The 24,316-nt window shown below is 62.3% G+C and carries 16 protein-coding genes; 8 read left to right on the forward strand and 8 right to left on the reverse strand.

The features are described from left to right. Positions 1–187: 187 nt before the first annotated feature. The gene (locus M4J40_RS00355) at positions 188–2,824 is read right to left on the reverse strand and encodes a ribonuclease E/G (protein ID WP_251751192.1); all 2,637 of its coding nucleotides are present in this window, start codon (positions 2,822–2,824) and stop codon (positions 188–190) included. 832 nt (positions 2,825–3,656) lie between these two features. On the opposite strand from M4J40_RS00355, the gene M4J40_RS00360 reads away from it, so the two are divergent. The 3 genes from M4J40_RS00360 (at position 3,657) to prfB (ending at position 8,898) form a co-directional block, all read left to right on the forward strand. Next, positions 3,657–4,892, forward strand: coding sequence for an N-acetylmuramoyl-L-alanine amidase (locus M4J40_RS00360; RefSeq protein ID WP_251751193.1), 1,236 nt, complete (start codon positions 3,657–3,659; stop codon positions 4,890–4,892). 222 nt (positions 4,893–5,114) lie between these two features. Next, on the forward strand, positions 5,115–7,592 hold the full coding sequence (locus M4J40_RS00365) for a penicillin-binding protein 1A (RefSeq protein WP_251751195.1): 2,478 nt from the start codon (positions 5,115–5,117) through the stop codon (positions 7,590–7,592). A gap of 174 nt (positions 7,593–7,766) precedes the next feature. Beyond that, positions 7,767–8,898, forward strand: a protein-coding gene (gene prfB, locus M4J40_RS00370; protein WP_251751197.1) for a peptide chain release factor 2 whose coding sequence is annotated in 2 segments (ribosomal slippage) — positions 7,767–7,835 and positions 7,837–8,898 — 1,131 coding nt in all. Because the reading frame shifts where the segments join, the coding sequence is not laid out codon by codon here. A gap of 90 nt (positions 8,899–8,988) precedes the next feature. Here prfB and M4J40_RS00375 read toward each other — a convergent pair. From M4J40_RS00375 to M4J40_RS00400, 6 genes are all read right to left on the reverse strand, one after another. Further along, positions 8,989–10,290, reverse strand: coding sequence for a peptidoglycan DD-metalloendopeptidase family protein (locus M4J40_RS00375; RefSeq protein ID WP_251751198.1), 1,302 nt, complete (start codon positions 10,288–10,290; stop codon positions 8,989–8,991). A gap of 129 nt (positions 10,291–10,419) precedes the next feature. After that, the gene (locus M4J40_RS00380) at positions 10,420–10,881 is read right to left on the reverse strand and encodes a peroxiredoxin (protein ID WP_251751199.1); all 462 of its coding nucleotides are present in this window, start codon (positions 10,879–10,881) and stop codon (positions 10,420–10,422) included. Positions 10,882–11,047: 166 nt separating this feature from the next. Beyond that, positions 11,048–11,452 (reverse strand): hypothetical protein, encoded by a 405-nt coding sequence (locus M4J40_RS00385; RefSeq protein ID WP_251751200.1) that lies wholly within the window; start codon positions 11,450–11,452, stop codon positions 11,048–11,050. Between the two features lie 135 nt (positions 11,453–11,587). Further along, on the reverse strand, positions 11,588–12,652 hold the full coding sequence (fba, locus tag M4J40_RS00390; protein WP_251751202.1) for a class II fructose-bisphosphate aldolase: 1,065 nt from the start codon (positions 12,650–12,652) through the stop codon (positions 11,588–11,590). A 217-nt stretch (positions 12,653–12,869) separates the two neighbouring features. Next, complete coding sequence (gene pfkB / locus M4J40_RS00395; RefSeq protein ID WP_251751203.1) at positions 12,870–13,826, reverse strand: 1-phosphofructokinase; 957 nt, start codon at positions 13,824–13,826, stop codon at positions 12,870–12,872. A gap of 105 nt (positions 13,827–13,931) precedes the next feature. Beyond that, positions 13,932–14,354, reverse strand: a complete 423-nt coding sequence (locus tag M4J40_RS00400) for a helix-turn-helix domain-containing protein (protein ID WP_251751205.1) — start codon at positions 14,352–14,354, stop codon at positions 13,932–13,934. 214 nt (positions 14,355–14,568) lie between these two features. Between M4J40_RS00400 and M4J40_RS00405 the strand changes: the two genes are divergently transcribed. The 5 genes from M4J40_RS00405 to M4J40_RS00425 all read left to right on the forward strand — a co-directional run bounded on the left by M4J40_RS00405 (position 14,569) and on the right by M4J40_RS00425 (position 22,200). After that, the gene (locus M4J40_RS00405) at positions 14,569–15,834 is read left to right on the forward strand and encodes a TIGR03808 family TAT-translocated repetitive protein (protein WP_251751206.1); all 1,266 of its coding nucleotides are present in this window, start codon (positions 14,569–14,571) and stop codon (positions 15,832–15,834) included. A 305-nt stretch (positions 15,835–16,139) separates the two neighbouring features. Further along, complete coding sequence (gene guaA / locus M4J40_RS00410) at positions 16,140–17,714, forward strand: glutamine-hydrolyzing GMP synthase (RefSeq protein ID WP_251751207.1); 1,575 nt, start codon at positions 16,140–16,142, stop codon at positions 17,712–17,714. Between the two features lie 224 nt (positions 17,715–17,938). Then, entirely contained in the window at positions 17,939–19,720 is a 1,782-nt protein-coding gene (locus M4J40_RS00415; RefSeq protein ID WP_251751208.1) for an SLC13 family permease, read from the forward strand. 186 nt (positions 19,721–19,906) lie between these two features. After that, positions 19,907–21,532 carry an ABC-F family ATP-binding cassette domain-containing protein gene (locus M4J40_RS00420; protein WP_251751209.1) on the forward strand — a complete coding sequence of 542 codons (1,626 nt, stop codon included), beginning with the start codon at positions 19,907–19,909 and terminating at the stop codon, positions 21,530–21,532. A 155-nt stretch (positions 21,533–21,687) separates the two neighbouring features. Beyond that, a complete protein-coding gene (locus M4J40_RS00425; protein ID WP_251751210.1) occupies positions 21,688–22,200 on the forward strand; it encodes a GNAT family N-acetyltransferase in 513 nt (170 codons plus the stop codon). A 113-nt stretch (positions 22,201–22,313) separates the two neighbouring features. Here the strand turns inward: M4J40_RS00425 and recQ are convergent, their stop codons facing one another. Beyond that, a complete protein-coding gene (recQ, locus tag M4J40_RS00430; RefSeq protein ID WP_251751211.1) occupies positions 22,314–24,116 on the reverse strand; it encodes a DNA helicase RecQ in 1,803 nt (600 codons plus the stop codon). Between the last annotated feature and the right edge of the window lie 200 nt (positions 24,117–24,316).

Consider the following 24,316-nt stretch of genomic DNA (forward strand, 5'->3'; position numbering starts at 1 on the left):
GCGCTTTGCTTCACCATGAAGGGGGCTTTGACCTTTCGTGGCCGTCGGCGCCGATCGGTGCGTGACGAGCGAGAAAGGCGCGCCTTGTGAAGCGCCTCCGAGTCGGCAGACATGCCTTATCGGGGAGACAGATACAAAAAGGCCGCCCACGCACCGGGGCGGCCTTGATCGTTATTCCTGGCGCTTATCAGAAGAAGGAGCGGCGCTGCCACCAACCCGTCTTCTTCGGGTGATTGGCATCTGGTTCCGGCTCGGGCTCGGGTTCCGGCTCGGGTTGCCGCACCGGCTCGTTGGCCTCGATCGATTTCTCGACCAGTTCCGCGACGCTTTCCATCGACGTATGGGCAGGCGCGGTTGCTGCCGGCGCATCTTCCGGAGCCTCTTTCACCTCACTTGCCAGAGTCTCCACAGGCTCGTCGTTCACAACGCTCGGAGCGGCTTCTGCTTCTGCCTCACCAGCGTCCGCAACGGGCAAGACTTCAGCTTCGGTATCGTTTGCCACCGCCTCGGTAGCCACTGTCTCGCCATCCTGGGGGACTGTCGTGGCTTCGGATCCGGTGTCCTCCTCCAGCTGGTGCCGGCGGCGACCACCGCGGCGGCCACGGCGACGCGACCTGCGGCGCTGCTCGCCTTCGCTCTCGCCCTCGGCGCGCGCCTCGCCATCCTCCTCTTCGGAGCCTTCGTCGTCTCCCTCGGGTGACGGCAGTTCGGCGCCCTCTCCAGCGCTGTCCTGGCTGTCGCTGGTCGCAGCATCGCCGCCCTCGGCCCGCCGCCGACGCCGCCGACGGCGCTTGCGGCGGGCATCCCCATCTCCGCGCTCTTCGCGAGACGATTGGGACTTCTCGGTGTCGGACTCCTCGTCGTCCTCTTCCTCGATATCCTCTTCGATGTCCTCGTCATAGGGCTGTACGCTTTCAGGCGTCAGCGTCGGCGCGGGCGGCGGCGGAGCGGGGTTGAGGATGATCTCGCCACGCTCGACGGCGAAATGCTGCGAACCGAGGTGTTCATCGGCTGAAATGGTGATCGTCAGACCGAAGCGCGCCTCAAGGTCGGAAAGGTGCTTGCGCTTCTGATTGAGGATGTAGAGCGCCACCGCCGACCGGGTGCGAACGGTCAGGTGATGCGTCACGCCCTTGATCAACAGGTCTTCAAGCGAACGCAGAACGTGCAGCGCCACGCTCTCGGTGGAACGGACGATACCGGCGCCGAGGCAGTGCGGGCAGAGCTCGGTGGAGCCTTCGAGAACGCCGGTGCGGATGCGCTGGCGGCTCATCTCCATCAGGCCGAAGTGCGATATGCGACCCACCTGGATGCGGGCACGGTCGTTCTTCAGGCAGTCCTTGAGCTTGCGCTCGACCGCCTTGTTGTTCTTGGCCTCTTCCATGTCGATGAAGTCGATCACGATGAGGCCGGCAAGGTCGCGCAAACGGAGCTGACGAGCCACTTCCTCGGCAGCCTCGAGGTTTGTCGCGAGCGCGGTATCCTCGATGTTGTGCTCGCGTGTCGAGCGGCCAGAGTTGACGTCGATGGCGACGAGAGCTTCCGTCTGGTTGATGACGAGATAGCCACCGGACTTCAGCGTCACCTGCGGGGAGAACATCGCATCGAGCTGCGGCTCGACGCCGAAGCGGCCGAAGACGGGAATCGGATCGCGGTAGGGCTGAACGTTCTTGGCATGGCTCGGCATGAGCATGCGCATGAAGTCCTTGGCCTCGCGATAGGAGTCTTCGCCGGCCACCAGAACTTCGTCGATGTCCTTGTTGTAGAGGTCGCGAATCGACCGCTTGACCAGCGAGCCTTCCTCATAGACGAGGCTCGGCGCCGACGAGCGAAGCGTCAGCTCGCGGACGTTCTCCCAGAGGCGAAGGAGGTACTCGAAGTCGCGCTTGATCTCGGTCTTGGTCCGGGCGGCGCCGGCTGTCCTGAGAATGACGCCCATGCCCTCCGGCACGTCGAGCTCGTGGGCGATTTCCTTGAGGCGCTTGCGGTCCTGGACGTTGGTGATCTTGCGGGAAATGCCGCCACCTCGACCGGAGTTGGGCATCAGAACCGAATAGCGGCCGGCCAGAGAGAGATAGGTGGTCAGCGCGGCGCCCTTGGTGCCCCGCTCTTCCTTGACGACCTGGACCAGCAGCACCTGGCGCCGCTTGATGACTTCCTGAATGCGATACTGGCGCGCACGGCGAACACGGCGCTCCGGCACCTCTTCCAGCGCATCTTCGGCCCCGACGCTCTCGACGTGCTCTTCCTCCTCGTCGCCCGTCCGTTCCTCGCCATCGTCGTTGATGGTTTCGACAGACTGGTCGTCATGAATGTCGATGACCCCGCCAGTCTCGAGCGTCGGCACTTCATCGTCGGATGGCTCGATGACGGGCGTTGCCTCGATGGCGTTCGTCTCTTCGGCCAGCTGCGGCTCGCCCTCCTCGGCGGGGAGCTCGCTCACGGTCTCGACGGGACGGGCCGCGGCTTTCGCCGCCAGGGCACGCGCCTGCCGGTCACGATGCATCCGGGCGCGCCGCTCGGCCTCTTCGCGCTCTTCGGCCTCTTCGGCCTCGATCAGAGCCTGACGATCGGCCTGCGGGATTTGGTAGTAGTCCGGGTGAATCTCGGAGAAAGCCAAAAAGCCGTGGCGATTGCCGCCATACTCGACGAACGCCGCCTGCAGCGACGGTTCGACGCGCGTCACCTTGGCGAGATAGATATTGCCTCTGAGCTGCTTTCTGGTCGCCGACTCGAAATCGAATTCCTCAACGCGGTGTCCACGCACCACAACCACCCGGGTCTCCTCCGGGTGGGTGGCATCTATCAGCATCTTGTTTGCCATTAAGACTGACTCCCGGCCGTGTGCGCCCTCGGCACCGCCGCGACACCGCTGGAAGACTCCTGAGAGCCGTTCCTGGCATCGCCGCGCGCTGGAAGGAGCCGCACCGGCCGTCGATAAGGGGGAAGGGAATAGGGAAAAGCGCCGGACCGACCGAGGCCGCAAATCGGGAAGCGGCAGATGCATTACGCCATCCTGCCTTTTCGACGATTTGCTTTGGCCTCACGACTTTCACGTCCGGCACGTTCTTTCTTTTCAACACCGTCGCTCCTGAAAAACCCGCTCGGCAAAGCCAATACGGGGGAACGACGACGAATGCCTTGTTGGGCGGCCTGCGTGGCCGTGCACCGAAGCGCCGATCTTTCCGGTTGATCTACGGGCGTCCTCATATGCTTCCCGCAACGCGGCGCACGGCCGGGCGAAACACAACGAGCGAAGGACCGGGTTCCGCGCATTTACCGGAAAACCAACCGGCGGCTGCGTTGACCTCTCGGACCTCCGACTGCCGGTCGCATTCCCTCTGCATTTCAAGCAGAAGGTGAACCGGCTGGACGCTCTCAAGTACCGAGAGCAAGGATTCGGGCTCCGATCCCTTATTACTTGCGTGAAGTCCCATATGCAAGGCGATCAAATAGGCCGCCAATCAATTCCTCGCAATGTGAAGTGTTCGCGACTGCGATCGGTGGGGGGCTGGAAATGGTTAACCAAATTGGCCTAGGTACTATCCAAGGAAATGCTGCCGATCCGAGGAAGAAGCGTCCGCGCGGAGAGGGGAGTTGCCATCTCGTCGGTCTGTGGCAGTTTGGGCCGCTCATGGGATCGTTGGAGCGATCATTTGACGACCAGTGCAAACCGCTTCGCAGTCTTTCTCAGTGTCGTCCTCCTGACGGTGGCGACGCTGGCCTGTCTGACGGCTCGCGCGCTTGCCGGTGATCCGCCGGTGGCAACCGACGGCCGTGTCGTTGGGGACGAGAGTCGCACGCGCTTCGTGCTCGATATTTCGGGAGAGATCGACCTCAGCGCCTTCACCCTTGCCGATCCTTACCGTGTCGTCATCGACCTGCCTGAGGTCGACTTCCGTCTGCCGGCGGGCACCGGCACCACAGGGCGTGGCCTTGTAAGCGATTGGCGCTACGGACAGTTCGCGGCGGGGCGGTCGCGCATCGTGCTGGACGTCACCGGTCCGGTGAGGATCGACAAGGCTTTTGTGTTGCCAGCGGTCGAGAACCAACCGGCTCGCATGGTGCTTGATCTTCTGAAGACGACAGCTGCTGCCTTTGACGAAGAGTTGCGGAAGAGCCAACTCGCGCGCGACAGTGCCAATCAACCAGTTCAAAAAGCCGACCAACTGCCTCCTCCCGATCGCAGCAAGCGGGAAAAGCCGTTGATCGTCATCGATGCCGGGCATGGCGGCGTCGACGCCGGAACCGTCTCCGCCTCAGGAGTTCTCGAAAAGGACATCGTCCTGGCTTTTGCCAAGAAGCTGCAGGAGAATCTCGAACGAACGGGAAAGGTGGCTGTCCTTCTGACGCGGACCGATGACACGTTCCTGCCCCTCGGCGCTCGTGTTCAGTTTGCCCGTGACCACGCCGCCGACCTGTTCCTGTCCGTCCACGCTGATTCCGAGCATGAAGGCTCGGTTCGCGGCGCGACGGTCTATACGTTGTCCGACAGGGCATCCGACCGTGAGGCCGCTGCCCTCGCGGCCAAGGAAAACGCGTCCGACCTCATCGCCGGTCTCGATCTGCAACAGGAGGCCGACGAGGTGACAGACATCCTGGTCGACCTCACTCGACGGGAGACGAGGAATTTTTCGGCCGCCTTTGCGAACGGCCTCGTGGGCGATCTCGCCACGGCGACCCGGATGATCAAGAATCCGCACCGATCCGCCGGGTTCCAGGTGTTACGGGCCCACGACGTGCCGTCGGTTCTTGTGGAAATCGGCTATCTCTCCAACGATCAGGACGAAAAGCTGCTCACTTCGGATGAGTGGCGGTCTCGTGTCGCGGGAGCCATCACACAGGCGGTTCTTCGGTTTTTCAGCCAGAAATACGCCTACCTCGGCAAATAGTGGAAGCGGACTGTTGCCATGAGGCAACGCCACGGCCCCGCCTTCGCCACAAAGAGCGACGAACGTCCGCACTCACGGAAACATTCGCATTCTGCGGCGTTTTAAGGTATCGGCTGGCCCAAAAGCCGCCGTATGGCGACCGGACGAACCGGTTTTCGCCATGCCGCCGAGACGGACAGGTACGCCGGCGCGGCTGGTGTCGACGGGAATGATGGACGGAATATGATCTTCGTAAGATTCTTCGGCTGGGTCTTCTCGATCGCGGCGATGATGTTCCTGGTGGCGGCCGGCGGCGTCGCCATCTACATCCATTCCCTCAGCTCCGATCTGCCCGACACAAATCAGTTGCGCAACTACCAGCCACCGGTGGTGACGCGCGTTCATGCCGCCGACGGCGAGCTGGCCTCAGAGTATGCCCACGAGCGCCGCCTGTTCATGCCGATCCAGATGATTCCCGATCGGGTCAAGCAGGCCTTCGTTTCGGCCGAAGACAAGGATTTTTACACTCACCCCGGCATCGACCTGGTCAGTCTGGCCGGAGCGGCGGTCAAGAATATCGACACCATCATTTCCGGTTCGAACAAGCGCATGGTTGGCGCTTCGACGATCACCCAACAAGTTGCCAAGGTCTTCCTGCTGACCAATGAGCGCACCATCGATCGCAAGATACGCGAAGCGATGCTGACCCTGAAGATCGAGCAGGCCTACACCAAGGATCAGATCCTCGAACTCTATCTGAACGAGATCTATCTCGGCTTCCGCTCCTACGGCGTTGCCGCCGCTTCGCTGGCCTACTTCGACAAGCCTCTGGCTGACCTCAAGCTGGAGGAAGTGGCCTACCTGGCGGCCCTGCCGAAAGCGCCGGAGAACTACAATCCCTACCGCAGCCGTCAGGCTGCCATCGAGCGCCGCAACTACGTCATCCAGCAGATGGTGGAAAACGGGTATGCGACGCGCGAGGAGGGCGATGCGGCCATGAAGGCGCCGCTCGTCATTGCCGAGCGCAACCAGTCGGCCAAGGTGTTCGCTTCCGAGTATTTCATCGAAGAAGTGCGTCGATCGCTGCTGGCCATGTATGGCGAGAAGGGGCTTTACGAGGGGGGGCTGTCCGTTCGCACGACCCTCGACCCGAAAATGCAGGTGATTGCCCGCAGCACGCTCCAGCGCGCGCTGCTGCGCTATGACGAAGCCCATGGCTGGCGCGGCGCCAAGAGGCAGATCGACGTTTCGAGCGACTGGGGCATTCCGCTCGCAGCCGAGGCTGGTCTGTCCGATGTGCCGGAGTGGAACCTTGCCGTCGTGCTCGGCTTCGACGGCGATTCTGCTCGAATCGGCCTGCAGCCTTCAAAGGGACCAACCGGCAAGGTGAATGACGAGCGCATCGAGGGCATCATTCCGCTCGATCAGTTGAAATGGGCGAAATGGGAGAGCGGCCCCAAGCGGGGGGCGGCGGTGAAGGCTGCTTCGGATGTGCTGTCGGTCGGTGATGTCATCTACGTCGAGAAGACCGGATCTGCTGTCGGCACGCTGGAGGCCTACCGTCTTCGTCAGTTCCCTGGCATCTCCGGCGCCCTGGTAGCCATGGACTCGACCACCGGTCGCGTGCGGGCCCTGGTTGGCGGGTTCTCCTTCGCCGAAAGCGAGTTCAACCGGGCAACCCAGGCCAAGCGCCAACCCGGCTCGTCCTTCAAGCCCTTCGTCTACTCGGCCGCCCTCGACAACGGCTACACCCCCGCGTCGGTCATTCTTGATGGCCCGATCGAGATAGATCAGGGGCCGGGCCTCGGCATGTGGCGGCCGCAGAACTATGGCGGCGGTTACGCTGGGCCGTCCACGCTCCGCACCGGCATCGAGAAGTCGCGAAATCTGATGACCGTGCGCCTCGCGCAGGACATGGGCATGCCACTGGTCGCGGAGTACGCCAAGCGCTTCGGCATCTACGACAACATGCAGCCGGTCTTGGCCATGTCGCTCGGCGCCGGCGAGACGACGGTGATGCGGCTCGTCAATGCTTACGCCATCATTGCCAACGGCGGGCGCCGCGTGCAGCCGACCCTGATCGATCGTGTGCAGGATCGTTTCGGACGTACCATCTACCGGCACGACCAGCGCGTCTGCGAGGGGTGCAACGCCGAGGACTGGAAGGGGCAGGACGAGCCGCAGCTTATTGATGAGCGCGAGCAGGTGCTTGATCCGATGACCGCCTACCAGATCACGTCCATGATGGAAGGCGTCGTGCAGCGCGGTACGGCAACGGCGGTCAAGAGCCTCAATCGTCCGATCGCCGGCAAGACCGGGACCACCAACGACGAGAAGGACGCCTGGTTCGTCGGGTTCACGCCCGAGCTGACCGTCGGCATCTTTCTCGGTTTCGATACGCCGAAGCCCATGGGGCACGGCGCGACCGGCGGCACGATGGCCGCGCCCGTCTTCCGCGACTTCATGGCGCAGGCTCTGGCCGGTCAGCCCCCCCAGGAGTTCAAGGTGCCCGAGGGCATGGTGCTGATCCCGATCGATCGCAAGACCGGCATGCGCGCCTATGAGGGTGAGAGCGCGATCATCGAGGCCTTCAAGCCCGGCACCGGCCCGTCCGATGTCTACTCGGTCATCGGTGGTGACGGCATGGCCTGGGGCGTGCCGACCGAGGTCAATTCGGAAGCCGACAAGGCGGCGGTGTCTGGGACGGGCGGCCTCTATTGACGACAGGCCCCTGAGACCACATCTCCGAGGCAGCCAAAAGGCTGAATGGAACTCGGTGGGTTTACATCGACGATATCCGTTCCTATGGTCCGCCGCGCCCGTGATCGACGACGGGCGCCCGCCGCCGGCTTTCGCCTCGGCGCCAACTCAACCTCATGACCGGAGCTCACGCACATGCGAGCCGAAATCGAGGCCATCGTCGACGAGATCAAGCAGGGTATGGCCCTGCTGAGGAGGCATCTTTGACTGGGATGCCTCTCAGCAGCGTCTGGCCGAACTGAATGGCTTCGTCGAAGATCCGACACTCTGGAACGATCCTGAGCGCGCGCAGAAAATCATGCGCGAGCGGACCGATCTTGAGAGCCGAATCAATGGTTATCTCAAGCTTGACCGCGATCTCAAGGACAGCATCGAGCTGATCGAGCTCGGCGAGATGGAGGACGACGCCACCGTCGTCACCGACGCCGAGAACACGTTGCGCGGCCTCAAGGACGAGATCGCCCGCCAGCAGGTGGAATCCATGCTGTCCGGCGAGGCCGATGCCAACGACACCTATATCGAAGTGAACTCCGGCGCCGGCGGTACAGAGAGCCAGGACTGGACCAACATGCTCCTGCGCATGTACACGCGCTGGGCCGAGAAACGTGGCTACAAGGTCGAACTGCTGGAAGTCCATGACGGCGAAGAAGCCGGCATCAAGAGCGCCACGGTGCTTATCAAGGGCCACAACGCCTATGGCTGGATGAAGACCGAGTCGGGCGTGCATCGCCTCGTCCGCATCTCTCCGTTCGACAGTCAGGCGCGGCGGCACACGTCGTTCTCTTCGGTCTGGGTCTATCCGGTCATCGACGACAAGATCGAGATCGAGATCAACGAAAGCGACTGCCGTATCGATACCTACCGGGCTCAGGGCGCCGGTGGCCAGCACATCAACACGACCGACTCGGCCGTGCGCATCACGCACCATCCCTCAGGTATCGTGGTGTCTTGTCAGGCCGAGCGTTCTCAGCACAAGAACCGGGCCACGGCCTGGAACATGCTGCGCGCGCGTCTCTACGAAGCGGAGCTGAAGAAGCGCGAGGAAAAGGCCAACGCCGAGCAGGCGGGCAAGACCGACATCGGCTGGGGACATCAAATCCGCTCTTACGTCCTGCAGCCCTACCAGTTGGTCAAGGATCTCCGCACCGGAGTCGAAAGCACGTCGCCGTCCGACGTGCTCAACGGCGATCTCGACGGTTTCATGGAAGCTGCGCTGGCCCAGCGTGCCTTCGGCAAGCAGCCGGCCGAGATTTCTGACATCGACTGACGCGCCGCACCTGAGATTGCAGGTCTTGAATGACGAAAGGCGGGATGCCGATGCATCCCGCCTTTTTCATACTACCGATGCTCAATGCCTTCACGGCAGCAGGTTGGCCAGCTTCTTTCCCGCATTGATGTAGTTGACGGGATTGATCGGTGCACCGTTGACGCGCGTTTCGTAGTGGAGGTGCGGGCCGGTGGAGCGCCCGGTGGAGCCCACCTCTCCGATCACGGTGTCCCGTGTCACGCGGTCGCCTACACGGGCGGTGATGCGCGACATGTGCCCGTAGCGCGTGGTGACACCATTGCCGTGATCGATCTCGACGAGGTTGCCATAGCCACCGGACCAGCCGGCCACCGTGACGACACCGGGTGCCGTCGGCTTGATGTCGGTGCCGGTGGGCGAGCGGAAGTCGATTCCGGCATGGAACGCCAGCGAACCAAGGAAGGGATCGCGACGCGAACCGAAGTTCGAAGTCATGCCACCGCCGGGGAGGGGGCGGATAAGCGGCAGGCGGGCCGCGGCCGCCTTTACCTGCGCCATGCGGTTAAAGGCCTGGTCGGCTTCCTGCATTGCGGTGGCGAGTGCCTGGGCGCCACCGATGGGAATATAGGGACCGCCGACAGCTTCTTCGGAGTCGGATGGTCCTTCCGGGACGTTCACGCGCAGGCCGGCATCGGAGATGATCTCGACGGCGGCGTCTACGCGGGAGTTGGCGGCTTCGGCAATGGCTTCCACGGCTTTCGCCTGCTCTGCGTCAACGGAGGCGAGATGCTTGGAGATCGCCTTGAAGTCGGGCTTGCCGTCCGCCGTGCGCAGATCGATCTTTGGAACGACCGCGGTTCCCGCCGCCGAGGTCAACGCATCGAACTGGCGGTCGATCAAGCTGGCTCGTCCGGCGTCGGCATAGGCGTTTATAGAACCGGTCACGTCGGCCGGGTCGAGCGCTGCCTGTCTGTCTGCTGGAACCGCCGTGTTGTTGTCGTCTATGAGGCCGATGCTTCGCGCCTTGTCGATCAGTTCGCCGACAGCGCGTTGACGGTCCGCGATTCCCCGCTGGGCGGACATGATCTTCTCGACCTTCTCGTCCATCGCCACGCTGTCGAGAATCTGCCGGCTGGAGATGCGGTCTATTTCCGAGCGCAGGCGTGCGATGCGATCCTCATAGGCCTGCTGCATGTTGGCGTTACGCTCGCGCACCAGATCGAACAGATCGTCGCGAAACACGAGGTAGGTTGTCGCTGCCAAAAAGCCCAGCGAAACGGCAAGGAACAGCGTCAGGCCGCCGAACAGAGCCAGTGGGCTGAACGTATAGGTGCGTGTGTTGTCCCGGCTGATGATGACAATGCGTCTCGCCGAGCTCTGGCTGCGGTATCGATCTGCGGCTTGTGGTCTCATCAACGCAACGCTCCAGGCGAAAACCAACCGCACCGACGCATGCGACGGGCGGAACTCCTTGGGAGCGATTAGAGACTGTTAGGGTTAATGAAGGCTTGAAGCGGACAAAATCCGCCGAAAGGCTTTGATTTACAAAGCGTTGACAGCAGCCAGAACGTCCTCTGCGTGCCCCTCGACCTTAACTTTCGGCCAGACTCTTGCCACGATCCCATCGGGACCGATCAGGAATGTCGAGCGAATGATTCCAAGGTACTTCTTGCCGTAAAGCGACTTCTCACCCCAGGCGCCATAGCTTTCGGCGACCCTGTGGTCGGGGTCGGAACCGAGCGCCACCGTCAGTTTGTGTTTGACGCGGAACTTGCCGTGCTTGTCCACCGTGTCCGGCGAGATTCCGATCACCGTTGCACCGGCTTTTGCAAACTCTTCGGCGAGAGACGAAAAGCCGATCGCCTCGCGCGTACAGCCCGATGTGTCGTCCTTGGGGTAGAAGTAGACGACCAAGGGGCGTCCTTTGAGCGCGGCCAGCGACAGCTCGCCCTGGTCCGTAGGCAGGGTGAAATCTGGGGCAGGGGATCCTACGGCAACAGTCATCGGTGGCCTCCGGCTTTCTGTCTAGATTTTATCGTCTGCGCTGGGCGCCGGGCAAGGGCCCATTCCAAAGCCGCCGGATGGAGAATGCCGCCAACGACCGCCTGTCGTCTCTGGGGCGGGGAACCTGTCCCCAAAAGACCATGGCTTCTCCAAACCCGCAAGCCGCTCAGAACAGAGCGCAGTTCCCGGCAAGATATTCCGACCAAAAATTGTTCTTCGCAAACGAGAGGATATAAGCAATTATACCTTTGTTTCTAGAACAAGTCTCAATTTTGAGCCATTTTGCACGAGCATGAAGCCTCGTGTCCTCCATTCTTTCGAGGGAGGAGTGATCGTGGTTACGGCGTCCATTCAGGGGTTTAGCACTCTTCTTGAGGTTGAGGGACGGCCGCCCATTCCAGTCGTCTGTCGCCTCAACGCCGGATTCCGGAGCGACGGAAGCCTGTCTGTAGATGGAGAGGCTGATGTCGAAGAGGACTTTACCTGTTTCATTGGGATTTGCGGACGTATCAGCGTTGGCTCTGGACGCCGCAAGGTCGGCGTACGGATTGCTGCTGCCGATGTCGAGCATGGCCTCGTTCGCTTTCTGATCCGAGATCCGGCATTTGACACGGTCGCATAGCGCGCCGGCTCCGATGAGGTCATTCCCCCCAAAGCAAACGGGGCGCCGAAGCGCCCCGTTCCTCAAACACTCAAAAAAAGCCGATCAGGCGATCTTGGGGTCGAGCTCGCCCGAAGCATAGCGCTTGGCCATGTCGGCAAGCGGGATCGGCTTGATCTTCGAACCGTTACCGGCTGCGCCGAACTCTTCGTAGCGCTGCTTGCAGACCTTCTGCATGGCGGCCATGGCCGGCTTCATGAAGGAGCGCGGATCGAACTCGGCCGGCTTCTCGGCAAAGAACTTGCGGATGGCGCCGGTGATGGCCATGCGGCAGTCGGTGTCGATGTTCACCTTGCGCACGCCGTGCTTGATGCCGTTGACGATTTCCTCGACCGGCACGCCGAAGGTCTGGGGCATCTTGCCGCCGTAGGCGTTGATGATGTCGAGAAGGTCCTGCGGAACAGACGACGAGCCGTGCATGACGAGATGCACGTTCGGCATACGCTCATGGATCTCCTTGATGCGGTAGATAGCGAGCACGTCGCCGTCCGGCTTGCGGGAGAACTTGTAGGCGCCGTGGCTGGTGCCCATGGCGATGGCCAGAGCGTCGACCTTGGTGCGCTTGACGAACTTCACGGCTTCGTCCGGGTCGGTCAGCAGCTGTTCCTTGCTGAGTACGCCCTCGGCGCCATGGCCGTCTTCCTTGTCGCCCATGCCGGTCTCGAGCGAACCGAGAACGCCGAGCTCGCCTTCCGTCGAGGCGCCAACGAAGTGGGCCATCTCGGCAACGCGGCCGGTGACGTTGGCGTTATAGTCGAAGTCGGCGGGGGTCTTGCCGTCGGCCTTGAGCGAGCCGTCCATCATGACCGACGAGAAGCCGTTGGTGATGGCCGAAAGGCAGGTCGATTCCGAGTTGCCATGGTCCTGATGCATGCAGACCGGAACGTCGGGATAGAGCTCGATGGCGGCCTTGATCAGGTGGCTGAGCACGATGTCGTTGGCAAACGCGCGGGCGCCGCGGCTAGCCTGCATGATCACCGGGCTGTCAGTCTCCTTGGCCGCGGCCATGACGGACAGCATCTGCTCCATGTTGTTGATGTTGAAGGCCGGCATGCCATAGCCATGTTCGGCCGCATGATCGAGCAGCTGCCGCAGTGAAACCAGCGCCATAAGGGAACTCCTTCGCGAATTCTTCTGTGGTCCCGAGCCCTTCCCGCCTATCGCGTGCGACTGGCGAAACAGACTGGCTCATATCTACGACTTTAGCACAATTTACCAGAGCCGAGTTCATTCAAGACCGCTGGTTGCGCCAAAAAATCGTGAACGCAATTGATAGTTCGGCTGAATATTCGTGCTTTCCTCCATGGGCAAAATACTGCCCTGGCGGTCAGCTGGCAAGCACGGCGACGTCGACCCGGCGCGCCAACTGACGCACGTCGTCGGGTGAGGGAAGGTGCGGTCCGATTCGACCGAGCTTGGCGGTAGCGAAGGCCACGGCGCGGCGGGCCAGCGCTTCCAGGCCGAGGTTGTCGGCAAGCGAAGAGGCGATTCCTGCCACCATGGCGTCGCCGGCGCCCACGGTGGACAAGGCGTTGACGACCGGCAGTCGGGCAGACAGGGCGGTGTTTCCGCGAACGAAAATGGCGCCTTGTTCGCCGCGCGAAATGACGACCAGTTCGATGCCCAGCGACTGGATGTCACGGGCGGCGGCAACGATGTCGGACACTTCCTTGAGCGGACGGTCGGCCCAGGCCTCCAGCTCCACTCGGTTTGGCTTGACGGCGAATGGCAGGCTTTCGCGTGGCGCCGACAGGGACGCCGCGAGCGGCGCGCCAGAGGTGTCCAGCACGACGCGGCAGCGAAGCAGGCAGAGATCGGCGGTGAGCCGCGCCCATACGCTGGCCGGCTGGCCAAGCGGCAGAGATCCCGCCAGAACCACCAGCGCTCCCTCGACCACCTCGCGTCGCAACACGTCGAGCACCATGTCGTAGGTTTCGTCGTCAAAGGTGAGGCCGGGCAGGTTGATGTCCGTCGTGGTGCCGGTCACAACGTCGGCGATCTTGATGTTGGTACGGGTGTCGCCGACGGTGCGCACGAAGCGATCCTGAATGCCCTTGTCCTTGAAGAAGTCTGTAAACGTCGCGTCGTTGCCGCGGCCGAGTACGCCAGTCGCAATCACGGGTATGCCCCAGTCGGCGATGCAGCCGGCAACGTTGATGCCCTTGCCACCGACGTTGGATTGCGCCGCACGGGCGCGGTGGACCTTGCCGGGCGTCAGATCATCAAGCGTGACGGTGAGGTCGATCGCCGGATTGAGCGTAACGGTGATGATGGGCGAGGTCATTGTCGGCTCCAGAGCGGAAACGTCTTAGGAATACACTATATAGCGGTTTCGCAGGATGGTGACGTTTCGGCAAGCCCTTCCGCCAGGAAATGGCCAACGGTCCGCTCAATGCTCGGCGTGCAGGCACTTGTGATGATCGGCCAGCACTTCGATCACCCTGCATTCGCCGACGCAGCGATGACCGCAACCGCCGACCATCGCCTCCAGTTCCTCTTTCAGAGCCATCAGGCTTTCGATACGGGCGTTGACCTCGGCAAGCTTGTCGCGAGCGATGCTGTCGGCTTCCTCGCACGGCTGGGTCGGGTTGTCCTGCAAGGTCAACAGGGTTCTGATGGCATCGATCTCGAAGCCGAGATCGCGGGCATGTCGTATGAAGGAAAGGCGCCTTAGATCGCGCGTGCCATAAAGACGGCGATTCCCTTCGCTTCGCGGTGGCGCCGGCAGTAGGCCGATCTGCTCGTAATAGCGGATGGTGGGCACCTTCACCTGGCTGAGCCGGGAGATTTCGCCGATCGGCATGTCCGTCATGCTGCCTACTCACTCCTATAGTGGCTGGAGGAGGGTGCGTCCTCCGGGCGGCAAAAGCAAGCCGATCGACAATCTCGGCAATCAAGGATTCGCGATGACCGGGAGAGCCTTGCATCCTGCTTCGCTTGCCCCGGGGCGGCTGCAACGCGTTGGCCCGGCGGGGGTGGAATGGAGCTTGCTGTGTGGATGCCATGTCAGTCCGTTGGAGGCGTTCATGAACCGCCGTACGTTCCTGTTCGGGACTATTGCGAGCCTCGCTCTGCCAGCGGTGGCCCGTTCCGGCACGCTCGGCATCGATCTTCCCGAACTGCGCGGCAGCCTTTCCGTGCCTCAGGCGCGAACTGTCGCCCGGAGGACGGGCGACCGTAGCGTTGAGCTACAAAGCGCCATAAACCGTGCCGCCGCCGCCGGCCGTCCGCTCCGCATTCCGTCCGGCCGTTATGAGGTCTCCAACATTCGCCTGCCCGATCGCGCCCGTCTCGTTGGCGTTCCCGGGGAAACGCACCTCGTCTACTCGGGTGGCGGCCGCTTCCTTTACTCGGAAGACGCACGCTCGCTTTCGCTTGAAGGGCTGACCCTTGATGGGGCCAATCGCACGTTGTCCGACGAGGACGACGGTCTCCTGTCGTTGGCCTTCGCCGAAGATGTTGACCTCGCTCACCTCACAGTTCAAGGCAGCGTCGGACACGGCATCGCGTTGACGCGAGCGGGGGGCAGCCTCCGGGATTGTCGCATCTCCGGCGCCAACGGTGCCGGTATCATGTCGACCGAGGGCAAGGCGTTGGAGATCTCCGGCAATGCCGTGAGCGACTGCGTTGGTGGCGGCGTCCATCTCCGGCGTTGGGTGGTCGGAGACGACGGCTCGACGGTGCGCGATAATCGTATTCGCGGAACGGGCGGCGCCGGTATCCGTCTGTCCTCGGCCGGTGGCGTTCGGATCTCCGGCAACGATCTCCAAGCTACCGAGGGACCGGCCATTGTGGCCGATGCCGCGTCGGCGGGAACTTCGGTCAGCAACAATACCATTGATGGAGCAGCGCTCGGCGTCGCACTGCTTGGTGGTCGCGACGATCGGTTGTCGCTCGTTTCGGGAAACATTGTCCGCAATGTAACCTCCGCCTCGGAGTTAGTGTCCGCCGGCAGGCGGAGAGGTGGTGTCGGCATACATGTCGAAACGCACGGCTCGGTGACGGGCAACGTCGTGGAGGCCACGCCGCATCTCGGCCTGTCCCTTGGTTGGGGGGCTACGCTCGGCAATGTCGTCGCCTCCGGCAACGTCGTTCGGCGGGCCGGTACCGGCATCGGCGTGTCGGTGCTGGCTTCGGAGTCGGCAACGATTGTCGCCGGCAACCTCTTGGTCGATGTTCCCGGTGGAGCCGTTCGCGGCATGCGTTACGCAGAGTACGCCACCGATGATCTGACGCGGGTTGGCGTTGCCGCTTGGCCTGGCCTCACGGTTGGGGAAAACCGTGTTGCCTGACTGTGGATGGGGTGTGGAAACGATGGGGAGAAACTGTGGGCACCAGCTGAAAGCCTGTGTATCGCAGCCGTGATAAACTGTGCGCCAGTTGTCCGTAGCCTGTGGGCAAGATGTGGATAAGCTCTCCCCGCGCCAGCTCGAAGCAGGGCTTCGAAGTGGTCTCATGCCCTCAGTGGCGATTGCCCGAGGGTCGATAAGGAACAGAAGCCGCCGATATCCGCGACTTTCCGCTTGCCCGGCGATCGGATTCGGCTTAGCGGAACCGCTTGATCCTTCTGGCCCCTTACCGGAAAGAGTCCTTCTCCATGGAAAAGCCCGCCCACGATAGCCTGCTGATCATTGATTTCGGCAGTCAGGTGACCCAGCTCATCGCCCGCCGGGTGCGAGAAGCTGGCGTCTACTGCGAGATTCATCCCTATCAGTCGGCGGCGACGGCCTTCGATAAGCTTCGGCCGAAAGGCGTGATCTTTTCTGGTGGTCCCGATTCCGTGACTCGCGACGGCAGCCCGCGCGCGCCGCAGGCGGTCTTCGACAGCGGCGTGCCGATCCTTGCCATCTGCTACGGCCAGCAAACCATGGCCATCCAGCTCGGCGGCAGCGTCGAGGGTGGGCATCCCGCCGAGTTTGGCCGCGCCGATGTCGAGATTCTCAAGTCGTCGCCGTTGTTCGAGGGGCTGTGGGAAGTCGGCAAACGCTATCCGGTGTGGATGAGCCACGGCGACCGTGTGACGCGGGCACCCGAAGGCTTCGAGGTGATCGGCATCTCCGAGAACGCTCCCTTTGCCATCGCCGTCGATGAGCGGCGGCGCTACTACACCACCATGTTCCATCCAGAGGTGGTGCACACCCCTGACGGCGCCAAGCTTCTTGCCAACTTCGTGCACCGGATTGTCGGCATGAAGTCCGACTGGACAATGTCGGCCTATCGCGCCGAGATGATCGCCAAGATCCGCGAGCAGGTCGGCAAGGAGCGCGTTCTGTGCGCTCTTTCAGGCGGTGTCGACAGTTCGGTGGCGGCCGTGCTGATCCACGAGGCGATCGGCGATCAGCTCACCTGCGTCTATGTCGACCATGGATTGATGCGTCAAGGCGAGTCCGAGCAGGTGGTCGGCATGTTCAGGGACCACTACAACATTCCGCTCGTGCACGTTGATGCGTCGGATCTTTTCATCGGCCAGCTCGAAGGCGAGGCCGATCCGGAGAAAAAGCGGAAGACCATCGGTCGTCTCTTCATCGAGGTGTTCGAGGCTGAGGCGAAGAAGATCGCTGCTGACGGTCGCGGCGCGCCGACCTTCCTGGCCCAGGGCACGCTTTACCCCGACGTGATCGAGAGCGTCAGCTTCTCCGGCGGTCCTTCCGTCACCATCAAGAGCCATCACAACGTTGGCGGTTTGCCGGACCGCATGAACATGAAGCTCGTCGAGCCGCTGCGCGAGCTGTTCAAGGACGAGGTCCGTGCGCTCGGCCGCGAGCTTGGCCTGCCCGACAGCTTCATCGGCCGGCATCCGTTCCCCGGACCCGGTCTCGCCATCCGTCTGCCGGGCGGCGTGACGCGCGAGAAGCTGGATATCCTGAGGAAGGCCGACGCCATCTATCTCGACGAGATTCGCAAGGCCGGCCTCTACGACAAGATCTGGCAGGCCTTCTCGGTGCTCTTGCCGGTGCAGACCGTTGGCGTCATGGGCGACGGCCGCACCTACGACCGCGTTCTGGCCCTGCGCGCGGTCACGTCGGTCGACGGCATGACCGCCGACTTCTTCCCCTTCGACATGGGCTTTCTCGGTCGCGCCGCCACTCGTATCATCAACGAGGTGAAGGGCGTCAATCGCGTCGTCTACGACGTGACCAGCAAGCCGCCGGGAACCATCGAGTGGGAATGACGGGTCGGAAATGGCGGCGGTTTTCTGATATTGGCGATGATCCCCCCATCGCCAACTGCTATTGTCATATGCCTTTTCCTAGACCCAACCGTCCTGCCCGAGTGTGGTGTCGCAGCAGTAGACGTCTGCAAGCCGTAGAGCGTCGACCGCCGAGACGCCTTAGCCGTGAACCGGTGCTTTGGTCCTGCGTTTAGCTCGTGAGCAATAGGGGGCACCGTGAAGTGATGATGGAGCTTCTTGCGAACTATCAGGCCGAAGTCGCGCTTGGGTTGGTGATCGCGCTGTTTGCGATGTTCGTTTGGGAGAAGTATCCGACTGACGTCACGGCGGCCGGAGGGGCTGCCATCTTCATCGTGCTTGGCTTGGTGCCGTCCGCCAAAGCGTTGTCGGTGTTTTCCAACTCGGCGCCTCTGACCATCGGGGCGATGTTTGTTCTCACGGGCGCATTGGTGCGCACCGGTGTTCTGGAGAGCGTGGCCGGCTTTGTGCTCGACCACTCCAAGAAACGCCCAAAGCTGGCGCTCGCGGTGTTTTTGCTGACGGCGCTGCTGGCTTCGGCCTTCATGAACAACACGCCCGTGGTCCTGGTGTTGATTCCAATCGTCATTCGGCTGGCAACCGCGCTCGATCTGGCTGCGACGAAGCTTCTCATTCCGGTCTCCTACGCGGCTATCCTTGGCGGCACCCTGACGTTGATCGGCACGTCCACCAATCTACTCGTCGATGGCGTCGCGCGTACGCATGGTCTTGAACCCTTTTCGCTTTTCGAGATCACGCCGGTCGGTATGGTCACAGCCTTGACCGGCATCCTGACCATGCTCGTGCTCGGAAAGTTCCTTTTGCCGGACCGGGGAGACGAGACCAGCGATTTGGACAATCAGGACGAGGCCGAGTTTCTGTCCGAGCTGACCGTGCTTGCGGATGGGCCCTATACCGAGAAGCCCGTCGGCGAAGTTGCCGATCTCAAGCAGACGGGCCTGCGTATCGTCGGCGTTCGCTCGGACGGCAAGGTCCTGCGCAAGAACTTCCAGGACATCACTCTGAAGAAGGGGGACGGGCTGATCGTCCTTGCCAAGTCGGCTGAGCTTCTGACGCTGAACGATCGGGAAGGATTGCGCGTGGGCCAACGACGAGGCGTCACGGGCAACGGTGAGAGAGTCATTGTCGAAGCCGTCGTTGCGCCAGGGCGATTGAGCCACGGGGCACTTCTTTCCAACCTTGCCCTTGGTCGTCGCTTTGGTGTGCGCGTCATCGCCGCCCATCGACACCGGCACGTACCTGGTCCGGATCTCGGTAACGTGAGGTTGCGGCCGGCAGACAAGCTCCTGATCGAAGGCACGGCCGAGGCGCTCGACGAGCTCTCGAACCAGAGCGAACTGGTGTCGGTCACGCGGTCCACGGCACGCGCCTTTCGACCCACCAAGGCGCCGCTGGCGCTTCTGGCGCTGGGGCTCGTCGTGATACTCGCATCCTTGAATGTGATGGATATCGGCATCCTGGCCATGATCGCAGTGCCGGCCATCCTCGTCTTGCGTTGCATAGACGCGGATGAGGCATGGGGATCAATCGACGGTGGGATCCTGATCCTCATCTTCTCGATGCTTATCGTTGGGCAGGGGCTGCAGGAGACAGGCGCGGTAAGCCTCGTTGTCAACACGGTTCTGCCGACCATGTCGAAAGTCTCGCCCTTCGTCGTCTTGCTCCTCGTCTATGCGCTCTCCTCGGTTCTGACCGAGTGCGTGACCAACAACGCCGTCGCGGTGATTTTCACGCCCATCGCCATTGGCCTTGGTCCGCAACTGGGTATCGAACCGCGGGCGTTGGTTGTTGCCGTGATGTTCGGTGCGAGCGCCAGTTTCGCAACGCCCATCGGCTACCAGACGAACACGCTGGTATATGGCGCCGGCAACTACCGTTTCAGTGACTTCGTCAAGATTGGGCTGCCGATGAACGTCATCGTTGGGCTGGCGACATGCTACGCGATCTATTTGTACTATGGCGTTTGAAACCGTGGTCAGCTCAGCGGTGTCTTCTGGTACCCGCCCGCTAAACATCATCTCTTTGGGCTCGAGGCTTTCGCTTTTTTGAGAGTATCTGTCTTTGGCGGCCATCGACGCGCTTGATGGATTGCCTTATTGGGCAACTACCACAGCCGTCACACTCCGCTTCCCCTCCCAATCAACACGGGCTTCATGATTCGTCTCGATAGCGTCAGCAAGCAACACGGCCATCAGATCCTGTTCATCGAAGCGTCGATGAACATCCAAAAGGGCGAGAAGGTCGGGCTGGTCGGACCGAACGGCGCCGGCAAGACCACTCTGTTCCGAATGATCGTCGGTGACGATCGGCCTGATGATGGCCTTGTGTCGATCGATGCCGGCATGACGATCGGCTATTTCAGCCAGGATGTCGGTGAGATGTCTGGCCAGAGCGCCGTCGCGGCGGTGATGGATGGCGTGGGGCCGGTGAGCGCACTTGCCGCCGAAATGGCCGAGCTCGAGGCCGCGATGGTCGATCCGGACCAGGCCGACGACATGGATGCCATCATCGAGCGCTATGGCGAGGTGCAGGGGCGTTTCGAGGAGCTGGACGGCTATGCGCTGGATGCGCGGGCGCGAGAAGTGCTCGCGGGCTTGAGCTTCAGCCAGGAGCGCATGGACGGCGACGTCGGCCTCTTGTCCGGTGGCTGGAAGATGCGCGTGGCGCTCGCCCGCATCCTGCTGATGCGACCGGATGGCATGCTGCTCGACGAGCCCAGCAACCATCTCGATCTTGAAAGCCTGATCTGGTTGGAGAGTTTCCTCAAAGGCTATGATGGCGCTTTGCTGATGACCTCGCATGATCGCGCCTTCATGAACCGCATCGTCGGCAAGGTTGTGGAGATCGACGGTGGATCGCTCACGACCTATTCGGGCAACTTCGATTTCTACGAACAGCAGCGGGCGCTTGGCGAAAAACAGCGCGAGGCGCAGTTCGAGCGCCAGCAGGCGATGCTCGCCAAGGAGATCAAGTTCATCGAGCGCTTCAAGGCGCGGGCCTCTCATGCGGCGCAGGTTCAGAGCCGGGTGAAGAAGCTGGACAAGATCGAACGGGTCGAACCGCCACGGCGACGACAGTCGATTCAGTTCGATTTTCGCATCCCGCCACGCTCCGGCGAGGATGTGGCGAGCTTCAAGAACGTGCACAAGGGCTACGGCGGCAAGCCAATCTATGAAGGGTTCGATTTCCAGCTGCGGCGCAAGGAACGCTGGTGCGTGCTGGGCGCCAACGGCGCAGGGAAATCCACGCTGCTGAAACTGGTGGCTGGCGCGACCGAGCCGGATCGGGGCACCGTGACAATCGGCAGCAGCGTCAAGATGGGTTACTTCGCCCAGCATTCCATGGATCTTCTGGACGGCGACGAGACGGTGTTCGAGTCGCTGGACGGCTCCTTCCCGCAGGCGGGACAAGGTGCGCTACGCACCCTTGCCGGTTGCTTCGGCTTCTCCGGCGACGATGTCGAGAAGCCCTGCCGCGTGCTCTCCGGTGGCGAGAAGGCGCGTCTGGTCATGGCCAAGATGCTGTTCGATCCGCCGAACTTCCTGGTGCTCGACGAGCCGACCAACCATCTGGACATGGGGACGAAGGAAATGCTGGTCGCAGCCCTCTCGACGTTTGAGGGCACCATGCTGTTCGTGTCGCATGACCGCCACTTCCTGGCGGCGCTCTCCAACCGCGTCCTCGAGTTGACGCCTGAGGGCGTCCATCAGTTCGGCGGCGGTTACACCGAATACGTCACGAGCACGGGCCAGGAAGCACCGGGCCTTCACCCAGGCTGAGAAGAAGAGGCGGGCACTCGCATCGTCAACGAGCTGGAGGGCGTTCCACGTCATCCAGGGCGTGGCCGACGAGCGGCCGGGCCGGCTCTCCGTCGCAATGATGCTCGGGCCTGTGTTATGTGGCGGGGAACGACGATATTCCTGGACTTTGGCCGATGATTTCCATCCGAGCGGCATCCGAGCGGGATGCAGATGACCTTCCAGACGTTGAGCGGAGTTCAGGCGCGATTTTTCGCGAGTGGCCGGGGCTGGAGTGGATTGCCGAAGACACCGTGCAGTCGGCGGATCAACATCGGGCCTTGATTGCTCAAGGCGTTGCCCTGGTCGCCGAGGACGAGGAGGCGGGCGCGGTCGGTTTCCTGAACGGGGAGTTGACGTCGGATGGCCTACACATCTGGCAGATCGCGGTGCATCGCGATTGGCAGGGGCAGGGCATCGGGCGAAGGTTGATCGCGGCAGGACGTCAGATCGCTGAAGAGAGAGGCGCAAAGGCTCTGCTCTTGACGACGTTTAGGGACGTGCCGTGGAACGAGCCTTATTATCAGCGCCTTGGCTTTCACACCTTGGCGGAGGGCGCAATAACCCCGCGACTGCTCAAGGTTCTCGAGAACGAGGGCAAAGCCGGTATTCCGGTGGAGCTGCGGTGCGCCATGGTGATGCCGCTATAGCGCGGACGAGGCTAGAGCAGTTCCAGCAAAAGTGGGCACCGGTTTTGCGTCCGGAACTGCGTCTTAACGAGGAGATAGAGTTTTCCGGCGAACCCGAGTTCACCGGAAAAACTCTAGTGGTCGTGTTCGGCGACCACCGCGAGAAAGACGTCTCCGTAGCGATCCAGCTTGGCCGCCCCGACGCCGGGGATCTTCGCCATCTGCAACCGAGAACCGGGACGCGCGGCAGCCAGTTCGATCAGCGTCTTGTCGTGGAAGATAACGTAGGGCGGGACGTTCTGGGCGCGGGCGATCTCTGTGCGCTTTTCCCGCAGGGCCTGGAACAGGCTCTGGTCGGCCACGGACAGCATGGCCGGCAATGCCTTGTGATCGCCTTTCGTCCTTGCGGTCTTTGGCCTTGTCGGCACGCGCAGCATCAGCGTGGGGCGTTCGCGCAGAAACCGACGACCTGCCTCCGAGATCGACAACCCGCCATGACCGTCCAGGTCGACATCGACGAGGCGAAGCGCGATCAGCTGGCGCAGGATGGCGCGCCAAGTCCGGTCGTCGTGCTCCTTGCCGATGCCATAGGTCGAGATCCGATCGTGCCCGAACTGCGTGATGCGTTCGTTCGATCCGCCGAGCAGCACCTCGGCGATGTAGGCCTGTCCGAAGCGTTCGCCTGTCTTGTAGATGCACGACAGAGCTTTCAGCGCAGCGACGGTCCCATCGAAAAGGTCTGGCGGTTCCGAGCAGGTGTCGCAGTTGCCGCAAGGCTCGGACTGGTCGCCGAAATAGGACAGGAGCGCCTGGCGCCGACAGCCCGCCGTCTCGGCGAGACCCAGGAGGGCATCGAGTTTCTGTCGCTCGATGAGCTTGCGCTGCTCCGGAGCGTCGGAGTCCTCGATGAAGCGGCGGCGTAGGACGATGTCCTCATAGCCGTAGAGCATCAGTGTGTCCGATGGCAGGCCGTCACGGCCGGCGCGTCCGGTCTCCTGATAGTAGGCCTCGATACTGCCGGGCAGATCGAGATGGGCGACGAAGCGCACGTCGGGCTTGTCGATGCCCATGCCGAAAGCGATGGTCGCCACCATGATGATGGCTTCCTCGCGCTGAAAGCGCGTCTGGTTCGTCTGGCGGTCCACCTTGTCCATGCCACCGTGGTAGGGCAGAGCGGTATAGCCCTGCTCACACAGCCATGCCGCCGTCTCCTCCGTCTTGCGCTTCGACAGGCAGTAGACGATGCCGCTTTCGCCGTCGTGCTCCTTCAGGAAGCGTTTCAACTGCGCCCTGGGATTGTCCTTCTCTGCGATGGCGTAGCGAATGTTGGGGCGGTCGAAGCCCGCGATGAACGCATCGCTTTCGGATATCTGGAGATGCGACAGGATCTCGAGGCGCGTCGGTGCATCGGCCGTCGCCGTCAGCGCCATTCGCGGGGTCCTTGGGAACTCCGACACGAGAGAGTTGAGCTGACGGTAGGACGGGCGGAAGTCGTGCCCCCATTGCGACAGGCAGTGCGCCTCGTCGATGGCGATCAGCGACAGTGGCGTGCGGTGCAAAAGGTCCAGGATGTCGGACTTCAGCAACGTTTCGGGGGCGACATAGAGGAGATCGAGCCCGCCACTCGATATGTCCCGCCACAAGGCAAGACGTTCTTCCCCTTGCAGGTCGGAGTTGAGCGCGGCCGCCTTGACGCCTGCCTGGCGCAGCGCTGCCACCTGATCGGCCATGAGGGCGATCAACGGGGAGACGATGAGCCCCATGCCCGGCCGGGCCAGTGCCGGTATCTGATAGCAGAGGGACTTGCCTCCGCCGGTCGGCATGAGCACGAAGGCATTGTTGCCGGCCATCACATGATCGACGATTTGGGCCTGAGGACCGCGAAAGGCGTCGTATCCGTAGACGGTTCTCAGAATATGCAGGGGATCTGCGGCCACGGCGACTCGCGAGAAAAGCAAAGGACGGGATCACATAACAGGTCCATCGCCTGATCGCTCGGCCCTTGGTCAACTCGGTGTTCCGAGCTCGCTCGAGTGAAGATCCGTGTTGTTTCTGGCGCGGTCCTCGAACAAGGCGGGACCGGGCTTCATGGCAGTTGCGCACTCTTCGTGAAAACGGAGCGGTTCAGCAGGCCGCT

This window comes from Pleomorphomonas sp. JP5, assembly GCF_023721815.1.
Taxonomy (GTDB): Bacteria; Pseudomonadota; Alphaproteobacteria; order Rhizobiales; family Pleomorphomonadaceae; genus Pleomorphomonas.